This window comes from Candidatus Saccharimonadales bacterium, from assembly GCA_040903985.1.
Classification (GTDB): Bacteria; Patescibacteriota; Saccharimonadia; order QS-5-54-17; family QS-5-54-17; genus JBBDUI01.
This window is the reverse complement of sequence record JBBDUI010000002.1, coordinates 720187-739540: the sequence shown is the minus strand read 5'-3', so window position 1 is coordinate 739540 and position 19354 is coordinate 720187. Positions and strand designations below refer to the sequence as shown.

The 19354-nt window shown below is 50.5% G+C and carries 27 protein-coding genes and 1 pseudogene; all 28 read right to left on the bottom strand.

All coding sequences use genetic code 11. The features are described from left to right. Nucleotides 1-438 (bottom strand): 50S ribosomal protein L15, encoded by a 438-nt coding sequence (rplO, locus tag WD467_03995; protein ID MEX2453035.1) that lies wholly within the window; start codon nt 436-438, stop codon nt 1-3. Further along, nucleotides 435-902, bottom strand: a complete 468-nt coding sequence (gene rpsE, locus WD467_03990; GenBank protein MEX2453034.1) for a 30S ribosomal protein S5 — start codon at nt 900-902, stop codon at nt 435-437. The genes rplO and rpsE overlap by 4 nt, the downstream gene beginning before the upstream one ends. After that, complete coding sequence (gene rplR, locus WD467_03985; protein ID MEX2453033.1) at nt 903-1220, bottom strand: 50S ribosomal protein L18; 318 nt, start codon at nt 1218-1220, stop codon at nt 903-905. Further along, a complete protein-coding gene (gene rplF, locus WD467_03980) occupies nt 1217-1759 on the bottom strand; it encodes a 50S ribosomal protein L6 (GenBank protein MEX2453032.1) in 543 nt (180 codons plus the stop codon). Before rplF ends, rplR begins: the two co-directional genes overlap by 4 nt. A 4-nt stretch (nt 1760-1763) precedes the next feature. Further along, nucleotides 1764-2150 carry a 30S ribosomal protein S8 gene (gene rpsH / locus WD467_03975; protein ID MEX2453031.1) on the bottom strand — a complete coding sequence of 129 codons (387 nt, stop codon included), beginning with the start codon at nt 2148-2150 and terminating at the stop codon, nt 1764-1766. After that, nucleotides 2150-2335 (bottom strand): type Z 30S ribosomal protein S14, encoded by a 186-nt coding sequence (locus WD467_03970; GenBank protein MEX2453030.1) that lies wholly within the window; start codon nt 2333-2335, stop codon nt 2150-2152. The genes rpsH and WD467_03970 overlap by 1 nt, the downstream gene beginning before the upstream one ends. Next, nucleotides 2328-2876: a 50S ribosomal protein L5 gene (gene rplE / locus WD467_03965; protein ID MEX2453029.1), complete on the bottom strand. Its 549-nt coding sequence runs from the start codon at nt 2874-2876 to the stop codon at nt 2328-2330. Before rplE ends, WD467_03970 begins: the two co-directional genes overlap by 8 nt. Continuing rightward, nucleotides 2873-3187, bottom strand: a complete 315-nt coding sequence (gene rplX / locus WD467_03960) for a 50S ribosomal protein L24 (protein ID MEX2453028.1) — start codon at nt 3185-3187, stop codon at nt 2873-2875. Before rplX ends, rplE begins: the two co-directional genes overlap by 4 nt. A 109-nt stretch (nt 3188-3296) precedes the next feature. Beyond that, a complete protein-coding gene (rplN, locus tag WD467_03955; GenBank protein ID MEX2453027.1) occupies nt 3297-3665 on the bottom strand; it encodes a 50S ribosomal protein L14 in 369 nt (122 codons plus the stop codon). After that, entirely contained in the window at nt 3662-3910 is a 249-nt protein-coding gene (gene rpsQ / locus WD467_03950) for a 30S ribosomal protein S17 (GenBank protein MEX2453026.1), read from the bottom strand. Before rpsQ ends, rplN begins: the two co-directional genes overlap by 4 nt. Continuing rightward, nucleotides 3910-4101, bottom strand: a complete 192-nt coding sequence (gene rpmC / locus WD467_03945) for a 50S ribosomal protein L29 (GenBank protein ID MEX2453025.1) — start codon at nt 4099-4101, stop codon at nt 3910-3912. The genes rpsQ and rpmC overlap by 1 nt, the downstream gene beginning before the upstream one ends. Continuing rightward, nucleotides 4098-4523 carry a 50S ribosomal protein L16 gene (gene rplP, locus WD467_03940; GenBank protein ID MEX2453024.1) on the bottom strand — a complete coding sequence of 142 codons (426 nt, stop codon included), beginning with the start codon at nt 4521-4523 and terminating at the stop codon, nt 4098-4100. The genes rpmC and rplP overlap by 4 nt, the downstream gene beginning before the upstream one ends. A gap of 3 nt (nt 4524-4526) precedes the next feature. After that, entirely contained in the window at nt 4527-5153 is a 627-nt protein-coding gene (rpsC, locus tag WD467_03935) for a 30S ribosomal protein S3 (GenBank protein MEX2453023.1), read from the bottom strand. Further along, the gene (gene rplV / locus WD467_03930) at nt 5153-5488 is read right to left on the bottom strand and encodes a 50S ribosomal protein L22 (protein MEX2453022.1); all 336 of its coding nucleotides are present in this window, start codon (nt 5486-5488) and stop codon (nt 5153-5155) included. Before rplV ends, rpsC begins: the two co-directional genes overlap by 1 nt. A gap of 2 nt (nt 5489-5490) precedes the next feature. After that, nucleotides 5491-5763 carry a 30S ribosomal protein S19 gene (gene rpsS, locus WD467_03925; protein ID MEX2453021.1) on the bottom strand — a complete coding sequence of 91 codons (273 nt, stop codon included), beginning with the start codon at nt 5761-5763 and terminating at the stop codon, nt 5491-5493. Then, nucleotides 5764-6594, bottom strand: a complete 831-nt coding sequence (gene rplB / locus WD467_03920) for a 50S ribosomal protein L2 (GenBank protein MEX2453020.1) — start codon at nt 6592-6594, stop codon at nt 5764-5766. Then, the gene (rplW, locus tag WD467_03915) at nt 6594-6887 is read right to left on the bottom strand and encodes a 50S ribosomal protein L23 (GenBank protein MEX2453019.1); all 294 of its coding nucleotides are present in this window, start codon (nt 6885-6887) and stop codon (nt 6594-6596) included. The genes rplB and rplW overlap by 1 nt, the downstream gene beginning before the upstream one ends. After that, entirely contained in the window at nt 6887-7525 is a 639-nt protein-coding gene (gene rplD, locus WD467_03910; protein ID MEX2453018.1) for a 50S ribosomal protein L4, read from the bottom strand. The genes rplW and rplD overlap by 1 nt, the downstream gene beginning before the upstream one ends. Continuing rightward, nucleotides 7525-8202, bottom strand: a complete 678-nt coding sequence (gene rplC / locus WD467_03905) for a 50S ribosomal protein L3 (protein MEX2453017.1) — start codon at nt 8200-8202, stop codon at nt 7525-7527. The genes rplD and rplC overlap by 1 nt, the downstream gene beginning before the upstream one ends. Nucleotides 8203-8389: 187 nt before the next feature. Further along, nucleotides 8390-10099, bottom strand: a complete 1710-nt coding sequence (locus WD467_03900; protein MEX2453016.1) for a DUF3152 domain-containing protein — start codon at nt 10097-10099, stop codon at nt 8390-8392. Beyond that, complete coding sequence (locus tag WD467_03895) at nt 10096-10362, bottom strand: hypothetical protein (GenBank protein MEX2453015.1); 267 nt, start codon at nt 10360-10362, stop codon at nt 10096-10098. The genes WD467_03900 and WD467_03895 overlap by 4 nt, the downstream gene beginning before the upstream one ends. Before the next feature lie 102 nt (nt 10363-10464). Continuing rightward, nucleotides 10465-10788 (bottom strand): 30S ribosomal protein S10, encoded by a 324-nt coding sequence (rpsJ, locus tag WD467_03890; protein ID MEX2453014.1) that lies wholly within the window; start codon nt 10786-10788, stop codon nt 10465-10467. Nucleotides 10789-10793: 5 nt separating this feature from the next. Further along, the gene (gene tuf / locus WD467_03885; protein ID MEX2453013.1) at nt 10794-11975 is read right to left on the bottom strand and encodes an elongation factor Tu; all 1182 of its coding nucleotides are present in this window, start codon (nt 11973-11975) and stop codon (nt 10794-10796) included. Between the two features lie 172 nt (nt 11976-12147). Continuing rightward, nucleotides 12148-14229 carry an elongation factor G gene (gene fusA / locus WD467_03880; GenBank protein MEX2453012.1) on the bottom strand — a complete coding sequence of 694 codons (2082 nt, stop codon included), beginning with the start codon at nt 14227-14229 and terminating at the stop codon, nt 12148-12150. 91 nt (nt 14230-14320) lie between these two features. Then, nucleotides 14321-14617, bottom strand: coding sequence for a hypothetical protein (locus WD467_03875; protein ID MEX2453011.1), 297 nt, complete (start codon nt 14615-14617; stop codon nt 14321-14323). A 9-nt stretch (nt 14618-14626) separates the two neighbouring features. After that, the gene (rpsG, locus tag WD467_03870) at nt 14627-15103 is read right to left on the bottom strand and encodes a 30S ribosomal protein S7 (protein MEX2453010.1); all 477 of its coding nucleotides are present in this window, start codon (nt 15101-15103) and stop codon (nt 14627-14629) included. Further along, nucleotides 15103-15513 carry a 30S ribosomal protein S12 gene (gene rpsL / locus WD467_03865; GenBank protein ID MEX2453009.1) on the bottom strand — a complete coding sequence of 137 codons (411 nt, stop codon included), beginning with the start codon at nt 15511-15513 and terminating at the stop codon, nt 15103-15105. The genes rpsG and rpsL overlap by 1 nt, the downstream gene beginning before the upstream one ends. Nucleotides 15514-15746: 233 nt before the next feature. Then, nucleotides 15747-19352: pseudogene (rpoC, locus tag WD467_03860) on the bottom strand (DNA-directed RNA polymerase subunit beta'). Between the last annotated feature and the right edge of the window lie 2 nt (nt 19353-19354).

Below are 19354 nucleotides of genomic sequence, written 5' to 3'. Positions count from 1 at the left end.
TTATTCGTCCTTCTTGAAACTACCGCCGGCGGCCTCTAGGGCAGCAATGGCGGCGGCTGAAGCGTAATCTACCGAAACGGTTATGGCCTTACCGACTTCGCCCCGATGCAGCAATTTAACTACTTTAGTTGGCTTAGAGATAAGTCCGGCACTATGAAGCTGTTCTTTCCCGATGGTGCTATTAGCCCGAAAGTCATTCAACTGGTCAGTATGAACCAGGGCGATTTTCTTATTAGGTGCCTTAAATCCACGAACTTTAGGTAACCGCTTTAACAGCGGATTCTGGCCACCCTCAAAACCTGGGCGCACGCCACCGCCAGTACGAGAATTCTGTCCCTTCGTACCGCGACCGGCAGTCTTACCGCGACCACTACCGATACCACGACCGACTCGCTTCTTGGTCTTGCTACTAGTTATATCTAACTCGTGGTATTTCATGCTTCCACCTTCTTAACTTTTACTAGCTGTTCTAGGGCCGCAAAAGTGGCATAAGTACAGTTTATCTTATTAGAAGAACCGAGTGACTTAGATAGAATATCGGTCACACCGGCTACTTCCAGTACATCACGTACTGCACCACCGGCAATTACTCCCGTACCTGGTCCGGCTGGCTTAAGTAATACCTTGCCTCCGGAGTGTTTTGCATAAGCTTCGTGCGGAATAGTACCGTTAACAACCGGAATTTTGACCATGCGTTTCTGAGCCTGTAGCGCGGCCTTGCTAATAGCGGTAGTTACATCAGCACCTTTAGAAATACCCATGCCGATCTTTCCCTTCCCGTCACCGATAACTACTAAAGCACGGAAGCGGAAACGCCGACCACCCTTTACCACACGGGCAACCCGGTCGATATTTATTACGCGTTCATTAAACTCAGATTGGTTTTCGTTACGTCGATCCATCTAGAACTCCAGTCCTTCTTTACGGGCAGCTTCAGCTAAGATCTTGACTCGACCGTGATACAGTCGGCCGCCACGATCGAATAGCACCTGGCTTACTTTAGCTTTCTTAGCCTTCTTAGCGATGTCGGCTCCGACCCAAGCGGCCTTCTCGCTTAAGCTTCCCTTGACCGCGGCAGCAGCCGAGGAGCTGTAAGCCAGAGTTGTACCGTCAATATCATTAATCACTTGGGCTATAACATGGCGATTGCTGACATATGTGCTTAAGCGAGGACGCTCAGCTGTACCGGTCATACGAATCTTTCGAATAGTCTTACTCATTTTCCTGCTCCTGCTGCTTTTCCGGCCTTACGGATTATCCGCTCACCAACATACTTAATTCCCTTGCCCTTATACGGCTCCGGTTTTCGAAGCTCGCGAATGTTGGCTGCGATCTGACCGACTAGCTGTTTATCGATACCACTTAGAGTTAGGCGATTACCTTCGAATTTGGCCTCAATCCCTTCCGGTAGTGTCACTACTTGAGGATGTGAATAGCCGAGATTCAAGGTAATCTTGTTACCGCTCACGGCTACCTTGTATCCGACACCGTTGACCTCGAGTTCTTTACTAAAACCTTCGCTCACACCTTGAACGGCGTTAGCAATCAATGTGCGCTGTAAACCATGCTGCTCCCGGGCAGGACGAGATTCATTCTTACGACTCACCACAATGCCCTCATCAGTTGAATCGACAGCCACATCGGGTAACTGAGTCACCTTGAGTTCACCCTTGCTGCTGCGAACGATAATCTCCGTAGCAGTAATATCAACGGTGGTACCGCTAGGAATTGTGACCGGTAGGATACCTATTCGACTCATACTACTACCAAACTTTACAGATTAATTCGCCGCCGATGCCCTTTTTGCGAGCTTCGCCACCACTCATAATACCACTCGACGTAGAGATGACAACGATACCGCGTCCCCGTAAGACAGTTGGAATTTCGCCGGCCGTAACGAATACTCGCCGACCAGGCTTAGAGATACGATGGATTTCGGTTATACCGACTCCTTTACCGCCCTCTACTAGCTGCAGCTGTAAGGTCCTCTTGGCTTCTTTATCGGCCTTAACGCCAGCTAGAAAGCCGTACTGCGACAGTACATCGGCTACTGCCTGCTTGGTTTTCGAGTGCGGCAGGCTTACCTCGGTCTTATTGACCGCTAGAGCGTTTCTAATTCGAGTTAACATATCAGCTATCGGATCTACCATTACCAACTCGCTTTCGTGACCCCAGGGATCTTACCGTCGCTTGCTAACTCACGGAAACAGATACGGCACAGACCAAACTGGCGCATAAAGGCTCGAGGACGGCCACACTTATTACAGCGATTGACCTGCCGAGTACTGAACTTCGGAGTGCGTTTTGCTTTTGCGATCATTGATTTCTTAGCCATTTTCACTCCTTTCAAAGGGTAGTCCCAGTGCGTGCAGTAAAGCTTGGGCTTGGGCTGGATTACTGTTAGTTACTACGTTAATTTGTAGACCGTGTAAGACATTGGCATCTTCGTAAGACAGTTCAGGAAAGACGCTCTGATCGGTTAAGCCTAGGCTGTAGTTGCCGTGCGGATCAAACGCTTTTACCGACAGGCCACGAAAATCACGCGTACGGGGTAGAACGATACTAATCAGGCGGTCGAGAAACTCGTACATATTCTGTCCACGTAGTGTCACCTTGGTGCCGATAGCTTGACCCTCGCGCAATTTAAACCCAGCGATGCTCTTACTGGCAGTAGTCACAACTGGCTGCTGACCGGTAATCTTACATAGAGTATTCTTAGCAGTCTCGAGAATTCGACTGTCATTAAGAGAACGACCAGCACCCACGTTGATCACCACCTTCTCGATGCGTGGAACTTGATGGACGTTGGACAGCTTCAGCTCTTTCTGGAGCTGACTGACTAACTCATTCTGATATTTAGCTTGGAGACGGTTCACTTAACTTCCTTATCATTAGACTGGCGATAGACGCGTACTTTCTTATCACCTTTAATTACATAGCCGATCCGGCTGGCTCGTTGCTTATCGTCCGGATGGACCAAACCGACGTTACTCACATCTAGTGGTGCTGGCGATTCAACGATGCCACCCTTGGGGTGCTTCTGTGTCGGCTTCAGGGCACGCTTTACTATATTTATACCATCCACCACTACCTTATTCAACTGAGGCAACACCTCGGTCACGGTACCGGTCTTGCCCTTGTCGCGGCCAGAGCGAATGATAACAGTATCGCCTTTTTTGATTTTCATGCTTGTACCTCATATCCATTAGGGGCTTTGGTGGCTAATTTGCAGGGAACAGCAGGAGATATTACTTCCATTACGCTAAAACCTAAAACCTTGAATTTTGCTGCTGGCATTACAGTACCTCCGGAGCTAAGGATATAATTCGGGTAAACTGCTTATCACGTAGCTCACGAGCGATCGGACCAAACACACGAGTACCGCGGGGATTGTTACCGGCATCGATGATAACGGCAGCATTATCGTCAAACCGAATAGTGGAACCGTCTGGGCGGCGATTAATTCGTACCGAACGGACTAGTACGGCCCGAACTACTTCTTTCTTCTTCACAGTAGCACCCGGCGTAGCCGATTTAACACTAGCTACAAAGACATCGCCCAATTTAGCATAACGACGACCGGTACCGCCGAGCACTCGAATACACTGAATCTGTTTAGCGCCGCTATTATCGGCCACTTTAAGTTTTGTCTCTTGCTGAATCATACGTTCGGGCCCTTTTCTACAATCTTACTGACACTCCAACGCTTACGCTTACTAGTCGGTCTAGTCTCCTGTAGCTCGACGACATCACCGATATTGCAAGCATTAGCCTCATCGTGAGCGAGGAACTTCTTGGTTATCTTGTACTGTTTACGATAGAGAGGATGATTACGCAGGCGCGTCACCGCGACGTTAACGGTCTTATCCATCTTGTTTGAAACTACCGTTCCGATTAGTGTGCGTGCCATTAGTTTAGCTCCTTTTCCCGAATGACCGTTTTAATACGAGCAATATCCCGGCGCAATTTACGGCCCCGACGATTATCACTCACTTCCTTAGTACGGACATCAGTCATAAATTCTAACCATTCCCCCTGGGTCTTGGCAAGCAGTTTCTCTAATTCCGTAGTCGATTCTTTACGTAGATCGGCCAACATCATTCACTCTCCCCAGGTACGTGACGAACTAAAAAGCGCGTCTTAACCGGTAACTTATGGCTCGCCAGACGCATTGCTTCCCGCGCGATCTCTTCCGTCACACCAGACATTTCAAACAGCATAGTACCGGGACGGACACGAGCCACAAAGAACTCTGGCGCGCCCTTACCCTTACCCATTGCGGTCTCGTTCGGCTTGCGACTGACAGGCAGATCCGGAAAGATCCGAATCCAGATCTTACCACCCCGCTTAATATAGCGAGTCATAGCCCGACGGGCGGCCTCGATTTGGCGAGAGGTTACCCGGTCGGTGCCGAGCGACTGTAGGCCATAACTACCGAAACTGATAGCATTGCCTCGCTGAGCTACACCATTAATCCGTCCCTTCATCGCCTTTCTATATTTGGTCTTCTTCGGTAATAACATTACTTACTCCTCGCCCTGGTAAACCCATACTTTAACGCCGATAACGCCGTAAGTGGTGACCGCAGTAACCTTAGCGTAGTCGATATTAGCTCGGATAGTGTGTAGCGGAATCGATCCGAGTACTTCTTTCTCGGTGCGCGCCATCTCTGACCCGTTCAGACGGCCAGACACGATAATCTTCACCCCTTTAGCACCGGAACGCATAGTGGCATCGGCTGTAGACTTAATCGCCCGACGGAAAGAGATACGCCGCTCGAGCTGGGAAGCGATATTATCAGCCACTAGTTTGGCGTGTAGTTCCGGCTTCTTAACCTCTTCGATGTTAAGAGTGATAGGAGAGTCGATCAGCTTGGCCAGCTTTTGCTTTAAGGCATCGACATTTTCGCCCCCGCGGCCAATTACTACCCCGGGACGAGCAGTGAAGAGATTAACGGCTATGGCGTTTGGTGAACGCTCGATCTCAACTCGATCTACAGCGGCGCGGCGGTCAAGCTGGCGCTCAATTAGATCACGAATCTTAATATCTTCATGTAGTGCACTGGCATAATCGCGTTTGTTAGCAAACCACTTGGACTTCCAGTCCTTATTCACTTGCAGACGCATGCTGATGGGATTAACTTTATGACCCATTACTTATCTCCTTTCGTCTGCAGTGAGACGGTTACATTACTTAGGCGGTGACGATAGGGACGAACGCTGAGACGCGCATTGGGCCGCATCCGCTTAATCATACCGCCGGTACCGACGTTTATAGCGGCGATCTCTAACTTGGATGGGTCGACCTTATCGTTGTGTTCGGCATTAGCGGCGGCACTCTTGATAACTTCACGTAAAGCCTGAGCGGCCCGACGGGGGGTATGGTCCAGAATAACTAAAGCGTCCGTCACGTCGCGCTTACGCACCAATGCAGCTACCATATTCATCTTGCGTGGTGGAACCCGGAGACCGTTAGCAATAGCTTTCACGACTACTCTCCCTTGGCGAGTTTGCCGCCATGACGTTTAAATTTACGCGTAGGGGAGAACTCACCAAGTTTGTGACCTACCATGTTCTCACTGACAAAGACCGGCACGTGGACCTTACCGTTGTGCACGGCTATAGTCTTACCGACCATCTCTGGCGTAATGGTACTGGCTCGCGCCCAAGTCTTAATAATGGTACGGTCGCCCGTATCCATCGCCTCAATCTTGCGCTGCAAGCGCTCATCTATATATGGTCCCTTTTTCAGTGAACGACTCATCTATCTCCTCTTCTTGCTGCGTGAGCGAATAATCATATCATCGCCACGTTTACGACGGCGGGTTTTACGGCCAATGGCTTTCTTGCCCCAAGGTGTAACAGGGTGGCGACCAGGACTTGACTGGCCTTCTCCACCGCCCATACCGTGATCGGCTGGGTTCATTGCTTTACCACGTACACTCGGACGTTTGCCTTTACGGCGATTACGACCAGCACTACCAATCTTTATATTTTGGTGCTGCTCGTTACCAACGCTGCCTAGTGTAGCGTAACAGTTCTGGTGAATCAAGCGCACCTCACCACTGGGCAGGCGGACGTAGGCCCAGTCGCCTTCCTTTGAAGTTAGTTGGGCTCGCGCCCCGGCACTACGAACGAGCTGGCCGCCGCGACCGATCGTCAACTCGATGTTATGAATCGTACTTCCGAGCGGGATGCTGCCAAGTGGTAAACGGTTGCCGGCCGTAATGGCTACTTCAGGTCCAACCTCGATCTTATCGCCGACTCCCATCTTACTAGTGGCTAAGACATAGGCGTAGGCATCATCAGCACTCTTCACTAAGGCGACGTGAGCGCTACGATTAGGGTCATACTCGATCGATTCGACCGTAGCTACCACACCATCGTTCAGCTTGAAATCTAGCTTGCGGTAGCGCCGTTTAGCACCTCCACCGCGGTGACGGGTAGTAATCTTTCCGGTGTTATTCCGCCCTGACTGCTGTTTCTTGGCCACGGTCAGTGACTTCTTGGGCCGCTGCGCCGTAACGGCGGCGGTATCGTGCGTAGTCATGCCGCGTCGGGCTGGCGAGGTGGGTTTATAACTCTTAATAGCCATTATTCACTCCCCTCAAATATAGTGATACTGTCGCCTTCCTTCAGTGTGACATAGGCCTTCTTCTGGTCACTGCGACGACCGGTAATGACGAGTCGTCCCCTTTTCACCGGCATCTGTTTCGACTTGCCCTTAACTACACTGGTACGCACTAGCTCAACTCCAACGCCGTAACGCTCCTCGATAGCCTGCTTAATAGTGATTTTGTTAGCTGTCTTGGGCACGAAGAAAGCATAAGTATTGTCGTTATCAGTTAAGGTGATTGCTTTCTCAGAGATTACTGGGCGTAAAATCATTACTTCTTCTCCATCTGTGTAGCTAAAACTTCCATAGCCTTACCAACAAATAACAGTCCGTCGGCATCGAGCACAGTCTTTACGTTAAGATAACTAGCCTGCATCAAAGAGACTTCTGGTAAGTTATTTGCAGCACGGGTTAGTTCCGGTGTCTTGTTCTCGACGACAACGATGATCCGACGACCCATATCTAGCTTGGCCAGCAGCTGGGCTAGCTCTTTTGTCTTGTTCTCCTTCAGCTCGATCGTCTCGATGGTATATACCGACTTAGCCGCGGCTTTAAGCGATAAAGCCTGTGTTAAAGCCCGACGTTTAGCGGTAGTATTGAGTTTCTTGGTGTAGTTCTCCTCACCGGTAGGTCCGAACGTAATACCACCACCACGCCAGATAGGGCTACGAATCGATCCAGCCCGCGCATTACCAGTACCTTTCTGGCGCCATGGTTTACGGCCACCACCCCGAACTTCACCGCGAGTCTTAACCCGAGCAGTACTGCTGCGGCCATTGTGCTCATAAGCTTCGTAGGCTTGACGTAGCAAAGTATAGCTCTTCACCTCATGGTCAAATAGCTCTTTCGGCAGAGTAGTCTGCTTGGTCGCCTTAGCCCCGGTTTTAGTAAATGTAATCGCCTGAGCCATTAGTTCTGCCCCTTCACTAAGAGTAAGCTACCCCGGCGACCCGGAACAGCGCCGGCAATAGCTAAAATATGATTTTCACTATCCACCACCTCGATAGACAGGTTCTTAAGGGTGACGTTTTCATTACCCATCCGCCCAGCCATCTTCTTACCTTTAAAGATTTTCTGCGGATACATCGAGCCGATACTACCGGGACGGCGCTTGTTACGAGAGCCGTGGCTCATTGGGCCGCGGCTAAAATTATGGCGCTTTATTGTGCCGGCGAAACCTTTTCCCTTACTGACCCCACTCACTGTCAGCTTCTCCCCAGGTACAAAGGTATTTACATCGAGAGTGTCGCCAACAGCGCACTCGAACTCACCGCGAATTTCGCGCAAGACAGCCGAGTTAGCTCCACTTTTAGCTAAGTGTCCGCTCTGGGCTTGGTTGAGCCGCTTGGCCTCTCCGTAGCCGATCTGTACCGCCTGATAACCGTCCTTGAGTTGATCACGAACAGCAGTTACCACACAGGGGCCGGCCTGGATTAAAGTCACGGCCTTAGCCTCACCGTTAGCCGTGAATATCTGCGTCATACCGAGTTTACGCCCGAGTAGCGCCTTTACCCCATTAGCTGCTGGCTGGGCGGCGGTAGTAGTTGAGCTTTTGGTCTCAGCTGAATTGTCTAACTGGTCTGCCATAGCAAATAGTTCCTTAGTTGCAGCAAGCAAGCTGCTTACGGGGCTCATTTAAGTCCACTTTACATAAAAATACTGCTACGAATTATACCCCTTGAATAGCTGCAGGATATCTTCTAGCAGTTTTCGCAAGATTACATAGCGAATACGTACCGATTAATTGTACCAGCGCTCCCTAAGGGGTGTCAACTTAAATTGCAGCTAGTTCGAACGGCAACGGCCAGGGGTTAAACTTACAGCCATCTAAATCGATCGACTGCTGTTGCATCACAGGGGCGCGAGCACCTGGAGCTGGGCAGCCATAATGACCATGACCTAAGAAATGTCCCACCTCATGGTTAATTACCATATGACGGTAGTCACGCAAACTACCACCAGCCGAGTTCCAAGCCGACGTAGCGTTTTGCCATCGTGCATCGTTAATTACCACGTTCTGCCCCACCCGACAGCTGTATTCGGCCGAACAGGCGGATGAGAAGCTAGTCATAGTATCTGGTGCAGCTAACCATAAAATGAAATCGCCACCGCTCGATACAGCTGTAGTTGAAACCCCGGCCTGTGCCCAACCACGTGCATCATTCAAGGTAGCGGCCGCTTGAGCCTTAAACTGGCTCAAATCAGACTCCGTCTCACCCCGGGTATTAACACTATAGGTAAAGTGTGTTGCGAGTGATGCTGGTGAGGTAGGTTCAGGATCCGGCGGAGTAATGCAGTAGTCAAATCCAGTTATAGATCGATTTTCCGTAACACCAGTAAGAGCTAACTGTAGCTGGTAGCAGGCTCCGCGCTCAGCAGTTGGAGCAATAGTGACCGGAAATGTAAGTTTAAGCACATCGGTTTGATTTAAGGTCGCTAACTCTGTGGCTGTTAACACCCGGGTTGAGGCCGGGGAGTCGGCAGGTTGTTCGGCTGTCTCTAGCTGGAGCTGTCCCTCCGTAACAAGAGGTCCTACCTTAGAGATATGAGCGGTGAGGTCGAAACTAGCACCTGGATCGAACGTATCACTCTCAGCATTCAAGGCTACATCTAACTCTACTTCGGTAGGGTAGGCAAAGACCAACAACATTTCAGTCCCGATAGTCGGGGCCCAGGTTGAAACAGCCGAGAGTCGAAGATCGAAAGGTGCTACTGGGGTAGCCTCAGCTGTAGTGAGGCGGGAAAGAATAGTGGCATCGTACCATTCAGCGTTACAGCTAATTGCCGCCGGACAGTTATCGGTCACAAACTGATAGCCCTGCCCTTTCGCTGGATACGGAGCGGCCTCATGGTCGATAATATCGTGACAGTCTGAACCATTAATGCACCAGAGCGGTGTCGCCTCGGCCTCTATTAGTATCTCGGCACTCCCTCCATCATCAACCCAAACTGCGGCCGCTGTAGGATGAGTGGCATAAACCGGAACGCTTAAATCAGCCCTACTCTCTGCTCGGCTGATCGGACGGAAAAACCTGCCACCCGTATTGGTATCACCCAGATCGGGCACACCGAAGCGAATAGCCTGAGTGCGGGCTCCGTTGTAGCGATAGAACTCGGCCGTCGTATCTATAGTTTCGTCGAACTCCTCGATACAGCCATCCCCTCCTCCGGTACTAAGTCGGGACGGTACGGCCTCAATTGTATTGGGCCGAGCCACATCAGGTGCATGCGCCTGGAGTGAGAAACGGCGCACTTGATAGTGCACACCGGAACGATCCCACTCGCTATCCTCGCTACCACTCCATTCACCTACCACCTCACCATAGCTAATATCACAGGCGGTGTAGTCGACTTCGGCTCGCACCGGTTGGTAGTAAACCCATGTCAAGGCTAAAGCTGCTATGAGTAAAGCTACTGCCGCTAGGACAAGCCGAGTCGATCGTCGGCTTAAATAATTGGTAAACAGCCGCCCGATTCGTTTCATAGAGCTGTAGCGTCGAGTACAATCCCTATCGGAGCTACCAGACTTAAGATAGCAGCTACCAATAATATGGCATATTCGATTTTCCGATCCACCTGGAAGTGGTCATGACGGGCAAACAGCACTCCCAGCACAAAACCGATCGGAAGCGGGACGGAGGTGAAAGGTAGGTAGAGCCAGATAGCCCCCAAGATAAAGAAGAGTAGTAATTTTAAGAAGTAGACACTGTCCGCTTCACTTGGTTGAACTCTACTAGGCGTTTTCATTACTCCTATTTAAGCAAAGACCTGGCGATTATGCGAGCATGGACTAGCCAGAAAAGTAAAAAGGAGAGCTAGCGCTCTCCTTTTTACTTAAACAACTTAAGACTACATCTTGATTTCGGTGTCGACCCCGCCGGGCAAACTTAGACTCATCAATGAATCGATAGTCTTGTTTGTCGGGTCAGTGATGTCGATCAAACGTTTGTGAACGCGCATCTCGAACTGTTCGCGCGAATCTTTAAAGATGTGCGGGCTCTTAATCACCGTGTAACTACTACGATCGGTCGGCAGCGGTACTGGACCGGCTACCGTCGCACCGGTCCGTAGTGCCGTCTCGATAATCTGCTTAGCAGACTGATCTATCAACTTATGATCGTAGGCTTTAAGCCTAATACGAATGCGCTGTTTGTTAGGTGTATCAGCTGCCATTGATGCTACTTATTGATCTTCGTTACCACACCGGCCCCAACCGTCTTACCACCCTCACGGATAGCAAAGCGGAGACCCTCTTCCATGGCAATCGGCTGGATCAGTTTAACCTTAAAGGTAATGGTGTCACCCGGCATCACCATCTCAGTGCCCTCTGGGAGCTCTACTTCGCCAGTAACGTCTGTGGTACGGAAGTAAAACTGTGGCTTGTAGCCTTTGAAGAATGGAGTGTGGCGTCCGCCTTCATCTTTGTTAAGAATGTAGACTTCCGCATCGAACTCGGTGTGTGGAGTAATCGAACCAGGCTTAGACAGCACTTGGCCCCGCTCGATATCGTCGCGTTCAATACCACGAAGCAAGATACCGACATTATCGCCGGCCTGTCCCTGATCAAGGGATTTATTAAACATCTCAACCCCAGTAACGGTCGACTTGGTGGTGTCGCGTAAACCGACAATCTCGATCTCGTCACCAACGTTAACGATTCCCTGCTCGATTCGTCCGGTAGCAACAGTTCCACGGCCCTTGATTGAGAAAACATCCTCAACTGGCATTAAATAGTCTTTCTCGATTTCGCGCTTCGGCTCGGGAAAGAATTCATCCATTGCCTTAACCAGCTCCATGATTGACTCTTGAGCATCAGCGTCACCTTCGATAGCCTTCAGGGCAGACCCCTTCACAATTGGTGCGTCGGCGTCGTATTCGTACTTCTCAAGGAGTTCACGGACTTCCATCTCGACTAATTCGACAAGATCTGGGTCGGCAAGATCGGTCTTATTCAGGTAGACCACGATACTTGGCACACCAACCTGGCGAGCCAATAGAACGTGCTCTCGAGTCTGTGGCATTGGGCCATCAGCAGCCGATACTACTAGGACGGCACCATCAATCTGGGCAGCTCCAGTAATCATGTTCTTGACGTAGTCGGCGTGACCCGGCATATCGACGTGGGCATAGTGTCGGTTTTCACTTTCGTACTCCTGGTGTGAAGTAGCGATAGTAATTCCCCGCTCTCGCTCTTCCGGTGCCTTGTCGATCGCATCATAGGCGACCATCTTGTTGATGTCGCTAGGAACTTTCTCTGCTAAAACTGTGGTAATGGCAGCGGTTAGAGTAGTTTTACCGTGGTCGACGTGACCCATAGTACCTACATTAATGTGCGGCTTATCGCGCTTAAAATCAGCCATCTGCTAACTCCTTAAAATTTACTTATATTAAAGTGTGCCCTAGGCACACCGAATTATCATCAGCTTTTGATTATACTGATCCTACATCTGTTTGGCAAGCCCTCTTAACTGGCAAATGTATGTGGTAACGAATCGAGGTGTCGATCAGAGATCACGACACCCCACTCAGTCGCTACTTCGATCCGCGTTCGCCGATAACTGCCTCGGCCACCTGGGAAGGGACCGGCTCGTAGTGGGATAGCTCCATTGAGCTGGCAGCTCGCCCCTGAGTCATAGAGCGTAGGTCCGTAGTGTAGCCAAACATCTCAGCTAACGGCACATAGGCTTCGATGATCTTGGCCTTAGCACGGTCCTCCATCTTCTCTACCCGGCCTCGACGTGAATTCACATCTCCCATTACATCTCCCATGAACTCTTCCGGAGTGATGATTTCAATCTTCATCACCGGTTCAAGCAGAACCGGTCCGGCTCGCTTCACGGCATCTTGGATAGCCATAGAGCCGGCGATCTTAAAGGCTACTTCCGAAGAGTCGACATCATGGTATGAACCATCATGTAGCTTAACGCCCACGTCTACTACTGGGTAGCCCGCAATGATACCACTGGCTAAGGCCTCTTTGATGCCTTCTTCCACTGGTTTGATGTACTCGCGGGGAATTGAACCACCGACGATAGCGTTCTCGAAGTCGAAGCCCTCCCCACGTTCACGTGGTTCGACATCGATGATGACGTGCCCGTACTGACCCCTACCACCCGTCTGACGAATAAATTTAGTCTCGACGTTAGCTATCGGCTTAGTGATAGCCTCCCGGTAAGCTACCTGAGGCTTACCGACGTCAGCTTCGACTTTAAATTCACGCTTCATTCGATCGATGATGATCTCAAGGTGTAATTCACCCATACCTTCAATAATCGTCTGGCCGGTCTCTTCATCGGTGTGGACCCTAAAGGTCGGATCCTCTTCCGCTAGGCGCTGCAAGGCGGTCGACATCTTCTCCTGATCAGCCTTAGTCTTTGGTTCGATCGCTACGGCTACCGGCGGGTCTGGGAAAGTAATGTTCTCTAACATTACCGGGTTATCAACATCGGACAGGGTGTCCCCGGTAGTTGTACCTTTCAAGCCGACGGCGGCTGCGATATCACCGGCAAAAACCTTGTCTACATCTTCGCGAGTGTTAGCATGCAGACGAACGATACGGCCTAAACGCTCTTTACTGCCGGTATTAGCATTTAGGACATAGGAGCCGGCCTCCATGGTACCGGAATAAACCCGGAAGAAAGTTAGTTTTCCGACGAACGGATCGGTGGCGACCTTAAAAGCTAGGGCCGTAAACGGCTCATCATCAGAAGTCTTCCGCGTAATCTCTTCACCGGTTTTCGGTGATTCACCCTTGGCAGGTGGAACATCTAACGGGCTAGGTAGGTAGTCAACTACGGCATCGAGGACTTTCTCCATGATGACACCGCGACCGTCACCGCCAGATACGGCATAGAACTTACCGGTTAGTACCGATTCCCGCACGGCAGACTTAATCTCTGCTTCACTTAGCTCTCCGGTCTCCAAGTACTTCTCCATTAGCTCGTCGTGGTGCTCCAATGCACCTTCGATCAAGTGCTGGCGGTAGCGCTCTACCTTCTCCAGCATATCTTCCGGTACTTCACTAACTTTTAGTTCCTTATCGGTAAAATCATCGTAAGTGTAAGCCTTCATCTCGATGAGATCGACGATACCGGAGACCGACTGCTCGAAGCCTATCGGTAAATGAATCGGATAGGCATGTTTGCCTAGACGCTCATGTATCGTCTCTAGACTCGAATAGAAATCGCCACCGGTCTGGTTGATCTTATTGATAAAGCAGATGCGCGGCACCTTGTATTTATCAGCTTGGCGCCAGACGGTCTCTGACTGAGGCTCAACCCCCATCTTGCCGTCGAAAATCACCAAGGCACCATCAAGTACACGTAAACTGCGCTCAACCTCGACGGTAAAGTCGATGTGGCCCGGAGTGTCGATAATGTTAATCCGATGATCCTTCCAGAAACAGGTCGTTGCAGCTGAGGTAATCGTAATACCTCGCTCCTGCTCCTGCTCCATCCAGTCCATGGTAGCTTCACCTTCATGCACGGCCCCGATCTTATGGGTTAAACCAGTGCGATAAAGTATGCCCTCAGTGACGGTAGTTTTCCCGGCATCGATGTGGGCGATAGTGCCGATATTTCTAGTTGATTCTAATGCATGCTCACGTTTAGTCATATTTAATTCCTTATCAAATCTATTAGCTTAAATTTATAAATATTGTCCTGGATGATGCGGTATCCTAGATTTTGATCCAGTAGACCCTGATTCATCCATGATATCCCGGCCTATCTTCATTCAGGTCAACTTGCAGATCCCATTTACCTAAACCGTAGTTACGAGCACCGAGGGCGGAGTCCCGCAAGGGGCAGTCGAGCTGATCTTTGGTAATCGGTCCCGGGCAGTTCAATCGCTTAGCTACCCGCTCTAAGCTACTCGCGGTAACCGCTATACCACCCAGAGACTGCTCCTGAGTCGGATGCACATCTTCTGGATAGTGCTCGACCAGTTCCTGAGCGCTATCCAGCGTAGCCTGCAAGGGGCGCTCTTCGCAAATACCACTCATGCTTGAACCCTAGAACCGCGCAAGGTGGGCGAAAGCACGGTTGGCCTCTGCCATCTTATGAGCATCTTCCTTCTTCTTGAAGGTTTCACCGGCATTGTTATAGGCGTCTACCAGCTCATCGGCTAGACGCAGGCTCATCGGCTTACCCTTCTTCTTTCGTGTCGCCTGCACCATCCACATCAGTGTAAGGTGTATCTGGCGACTACCTTTAACCTCGTAAGGAATCTGATAGTTAGCACCGCCGACGCGACGCGATTTAACCTCAACCTGAGGGTAGACGTTCCTTAAAGCCGCTTCAAAAACCTCGAGTGCCGGCTGCTTAGTGCGGCGCTCCACTTCCTCTAAGGCATCATAGACTACTCGTTCGGCTTTAAGCTTCTTGCCATCCAGCATGACCTTGTTAATCAAACGGGCTACCAGTACGCTATTGTACTTGCGATCCGGCTGGATATTACGTTGGAGGGATTTAGTCTTCTTGCGTGGCATTAGCTTTCCTTCTTAGTTCCATATTTAGAGCGCGACGTAGACCGTCCGCTGACACCACCAGTATCGAAAGTGCCGCGCACGATGTGGTAACGCACTCCCGGAAGGTCCTTAACCCGACCACCGCGAACGAGAACTACGGAGTGCTCCTGCAAGTTATGCCCTTCACCAGGAATATAGGCTGTGATTTCCTTGCCGTTAGTTAACCGAACTCGGGCAATCTTACGCAAAGCCGAGTTAGGCTTTTTCGGTGTTTGAGTCGTCACCCGCAAACACACACCGCGCTTAAACGGCGATGGTTTAGTGTAGTTCTTGTTACCAAGCTGATTGTTTACATGGTGCAGGGCGGCCGATTTGGATTTCGACTTGCTCTTCTTACGCGGCTTGGTGATGAGCTGGTTAATTGTAGGCACAGAAACTCTCTTTCAAATATTCAAACAGTAGTTAGTTAATCAGATTGACTCTCGTCAGTCAAATCCGCTTCGGGAGTGTAGCCGGTTCCGACTGGAATCTTACGACCGATGATCACGTTCTCTTTCAGGCCGTAGAGTTTATCGACGCTACCGGAAGTAGCAGCGGCAATAAGAATCCGGGTCGTGTCCTGGAAAGATGCAGCCGATAGCCAGGAGTCGGTACTGAGCGAGGACTTACTGATTCCTAGCAGTAGCTGCTTATAGGTAATGGGCTGCTTGCCTTCGCTACTTAAGCGCTGGTTTTCTTCGACGATGGTAGCCCGGCTAACCACGTCGCCGGTTACAAATAGACTATCGCCGGGGTCTTCGATGTGTACGCGAGAGGTCATCTGCTGCACTACGGTTTCGAGGTGTTTGTCAGCAATTCCCGCACCCTGCAGACTAAATACCCGTTGAACTTCGTTCATCACGTAGCGTTGCACCTCGGCGGTACCGGCCAGTTTAAGCAGATCCTGCAGGTTGACCGAACCAGTCGTTAGCTGCGCTCCGGCAGTGACCTGATCTCCGTCCTTAACTAACAGATTACGATAGCGCGGGATGGTGTACTCTTGGACGCCAACTTTCTCGGCCTTGATAGTAATCTTGGTTTTATTGACCTTAGCAGTACCGTCCAAAGTAGCAGTAATGGTGTGCTTGTGGTCCTCACTGGTAGCGAGAACGTCACCAGCTTTAACAGATTGGTTAGTCTTGATCGTCGGCTTCAGCCCTTTCAGCGGATAGCTCTTCTCATTGCTACCTTCCGGTGAGAGTCGGACTACATAGCGCGACTCTTCCTCGGTAATAGAGATGGTGCCAGTAGCATCGGCCAGTTGAGCCTGTCCTTTCGGGTTACGCGCCTCAAACAGCTCATCGACACGAGGTAGGCCCTGAGTAATGTCATCGCCGGCAACTCCACCTTTATGGAAGGTGTCGAGGGTAAGTTGCGTACCGGGCTCACCGATAGCTTGAGCGGCCATAACTCCCACCGGAACTCGTAAGTCGACCATACGGCCGGTCGAAAGATCGACACCGTAGCAGTGTTGGCAGACACCGCGAATCGATTGACAGCTTAGTAAGCTACGGATCCGGAAGCGTTCGATCTCAGTCTCGGCTGCTATAGCCTCGGCCTTATCTCGCGTAATCAGCTCACCGACCTTGATCTGACCCTTTAGAGCCTCAGCCGCTACTCGACCGGTAAGACGATCGGCGAAACTAACACCCAACTCTTCACTCTCATGACGATCAACTATCAGACCGATGTTATCACCACAATCCTCTTCGATCGTGAAGGTGTCCTGGGAAACATCAACCAAACGGCGCGTCAGATAACCGGAATCGGCGGTCTTCAGGGCGGTGTCGACTAGACCCTTACGTGAACCGCGAGCAGCTGAGAAGTATTCTAGAGCGTTTAAGCCCTCCTTATAGTTACTCTTAACCGGTAGTTCGATGGTGTTACCGTAAACATCGATCACACTACCTAGCATACCTATGATCTGGCTGACAGCACTTAGCTTAGCTCGAGCCCCAGAGACTACAGTAACGGTGGTCGAGTTATCTTGCTCAGCAAAACGTTCTTTTACCACTGCCTGAAGTTCTTCGTTAATATTACGCCAAGACTCGATGGTTAAGCGGTAGCGCTCCTCCTCCGTGATCAGACCTTGATCGTACTGCTCACTAATCTCACTCACCCGTTCGTCACCGCGTTCTAGAATCGCCCCTTTCTCACTTGGTACGATGTAGTCGTCCATTCCAGTGGAAAGACCGGAAACTGTAGCGTACTCGAAACCTAGCGTCTTAATGGCGTCGGCCACTTCAGCCAGAATCTCCATGCCGTAAAGCTCAAAGATTTTAGTTGATAGTCCGGCTAGCTCACCTTTATCGAAAGTCATGTTCTGGAATGGTAGATCCACCGGTAGAATATCATTGAAAATAATCCGCCCGATAGTAGTAGTGGTAAGCTCACCCTCGATCTCGACTTGAATCGGAGTATGTAAGGTAATAGTCTCATTGTCATAGGCGTGCATAGCTTCGGCTGCGCCAGTATAGATATAGGCTGGATTATCCATACCTAATCTCTCGTAGGTCATATAGTAAGCACCCAGCACCATATCCTGCGCGATGTATACGTAAACCTCACCACTAGAGGGGTAAAGTAAGTTTTTACTAGCAGCCATGATGTTCTTAGCCTCAGCCTGAGCCTCATCACCCAACGGCAAGTGAACGGCCATCTGGTCACCATCGAAATCAGCGTTAAAGCCGATACAGACCAACGGGTGTAGCTGGATGGCCTTACCCTCAATTAGTTTCGGACGGAAAGCCTGAACTCCGAGACGGTGCAAGGTAGGCGCACGGTTAAGTAGAACGTATTTGCCTTCAATCACTTTGTCCAGTGCATCCCAGACTACAGGTTCACCACTCTCAATCATCTGGCCGGCAGCTTTAACGTTATGAGCCGCCTCCTCTTCAATTAGCTTACCGATTACGAAAGGTTTGAATAGCTCGAGAGCCATCATCTTCGGTAGGCCACACTCGTCTAAGCCCAGAGTAGGGCCAGAAACGATAACGCTACGTCCCGAGTAGTCGACCCGCTTACCTAGCAGGTTCTGTCGGAAGCGACCCTGCTTACCGCGCAGCTGATCACTCAGACTTTTTAACTTGCGTCTTCCACCGGTAGCACTGACCGAACGGCCGCCACGTGCATGAGAGTTATCGATTAAAGCGTCGACTGCTTCTTGGAGCATCCGCATCTCGTTACGACGAATAACTTCCGGCGCATTAAGGTCGACCAGCTTCTTCAAGCGGTTGTTACGGTTGATAACCCGACGATATAGATCGTTGAGATCCGAAGTAGCAAAACGTCCACCGGTCAACTGCACCATTGGTCGTAGTTCCGGTGGGATGACTGGAATGTGGCGCATCACCATCCAAGAAGGAGTGATGTTGGCTTTTTGCATACCCTCAAACTTTTTCAAGCGCTTAATTAGCTTACGACGTCGTTGACCTTGTGATTCTTCAGTAGCGACCTTTAGCTCGGCTACGGTAGCGTCGACATCGATCTGACTTAGTAAGTGTTCGACCGCCTCAGCCCCGATCATAGCGGTGAATATATTGCCATGCTCGCGCTTAATATCGCGGTACTCGCCCTCAGTTAGGAGAGCTTTAACTACTAATGCTTCGATCCGAGCCCGTTTGGTGGTGTACTCATCCTCCAATTGATCGGTCTCAGCCGTCTGCTGAGCAGCCAACTGTTTGATGTCGGACTCCTCCTGCTCGGCTAAAGCCTCAAACTTTTGTTTCAATGCCGCTCTGTTGTTCTCGAAAGTCGACTCCAGCTCGTGCAGCAGCTCTTCCTTCTTGTCCTCATTAACTTCAGTGACAACGTAGTTGGCGAAGTATACAACCTTCTCTAAATTCTTGGCGGTCATGTTAAGAATGAGTCCAATACTCGAAGGGGCACCGCGTAAGAACCAAGTGTGTGTCACTGGTACGGCTAGACTGATGTGGCCCATGCGTTCTCGGCGGACGATCGAACGTGCAACCAACACGCCACAACGATCACAGGTAACGCCACGATAGTGAGAGCCTTTGTATTTACCACAGTAGCACTCAAAGTCTTTACTCGGTCCGAAGATTCGCTCATCGAACAAGCCATCCTTCTCCGGTTTTTGGGTACGGTAGTTAATAGTTTCCGGCTTAGTAACCTCACCATGAGACCAGTCTAGGATGTTCTCTGGGCTGGCAACACTGAGACGGATAGCGTCAAAGTCGGTAGCGGTCTTCTCGTATAGGTTGTTGTTCATAT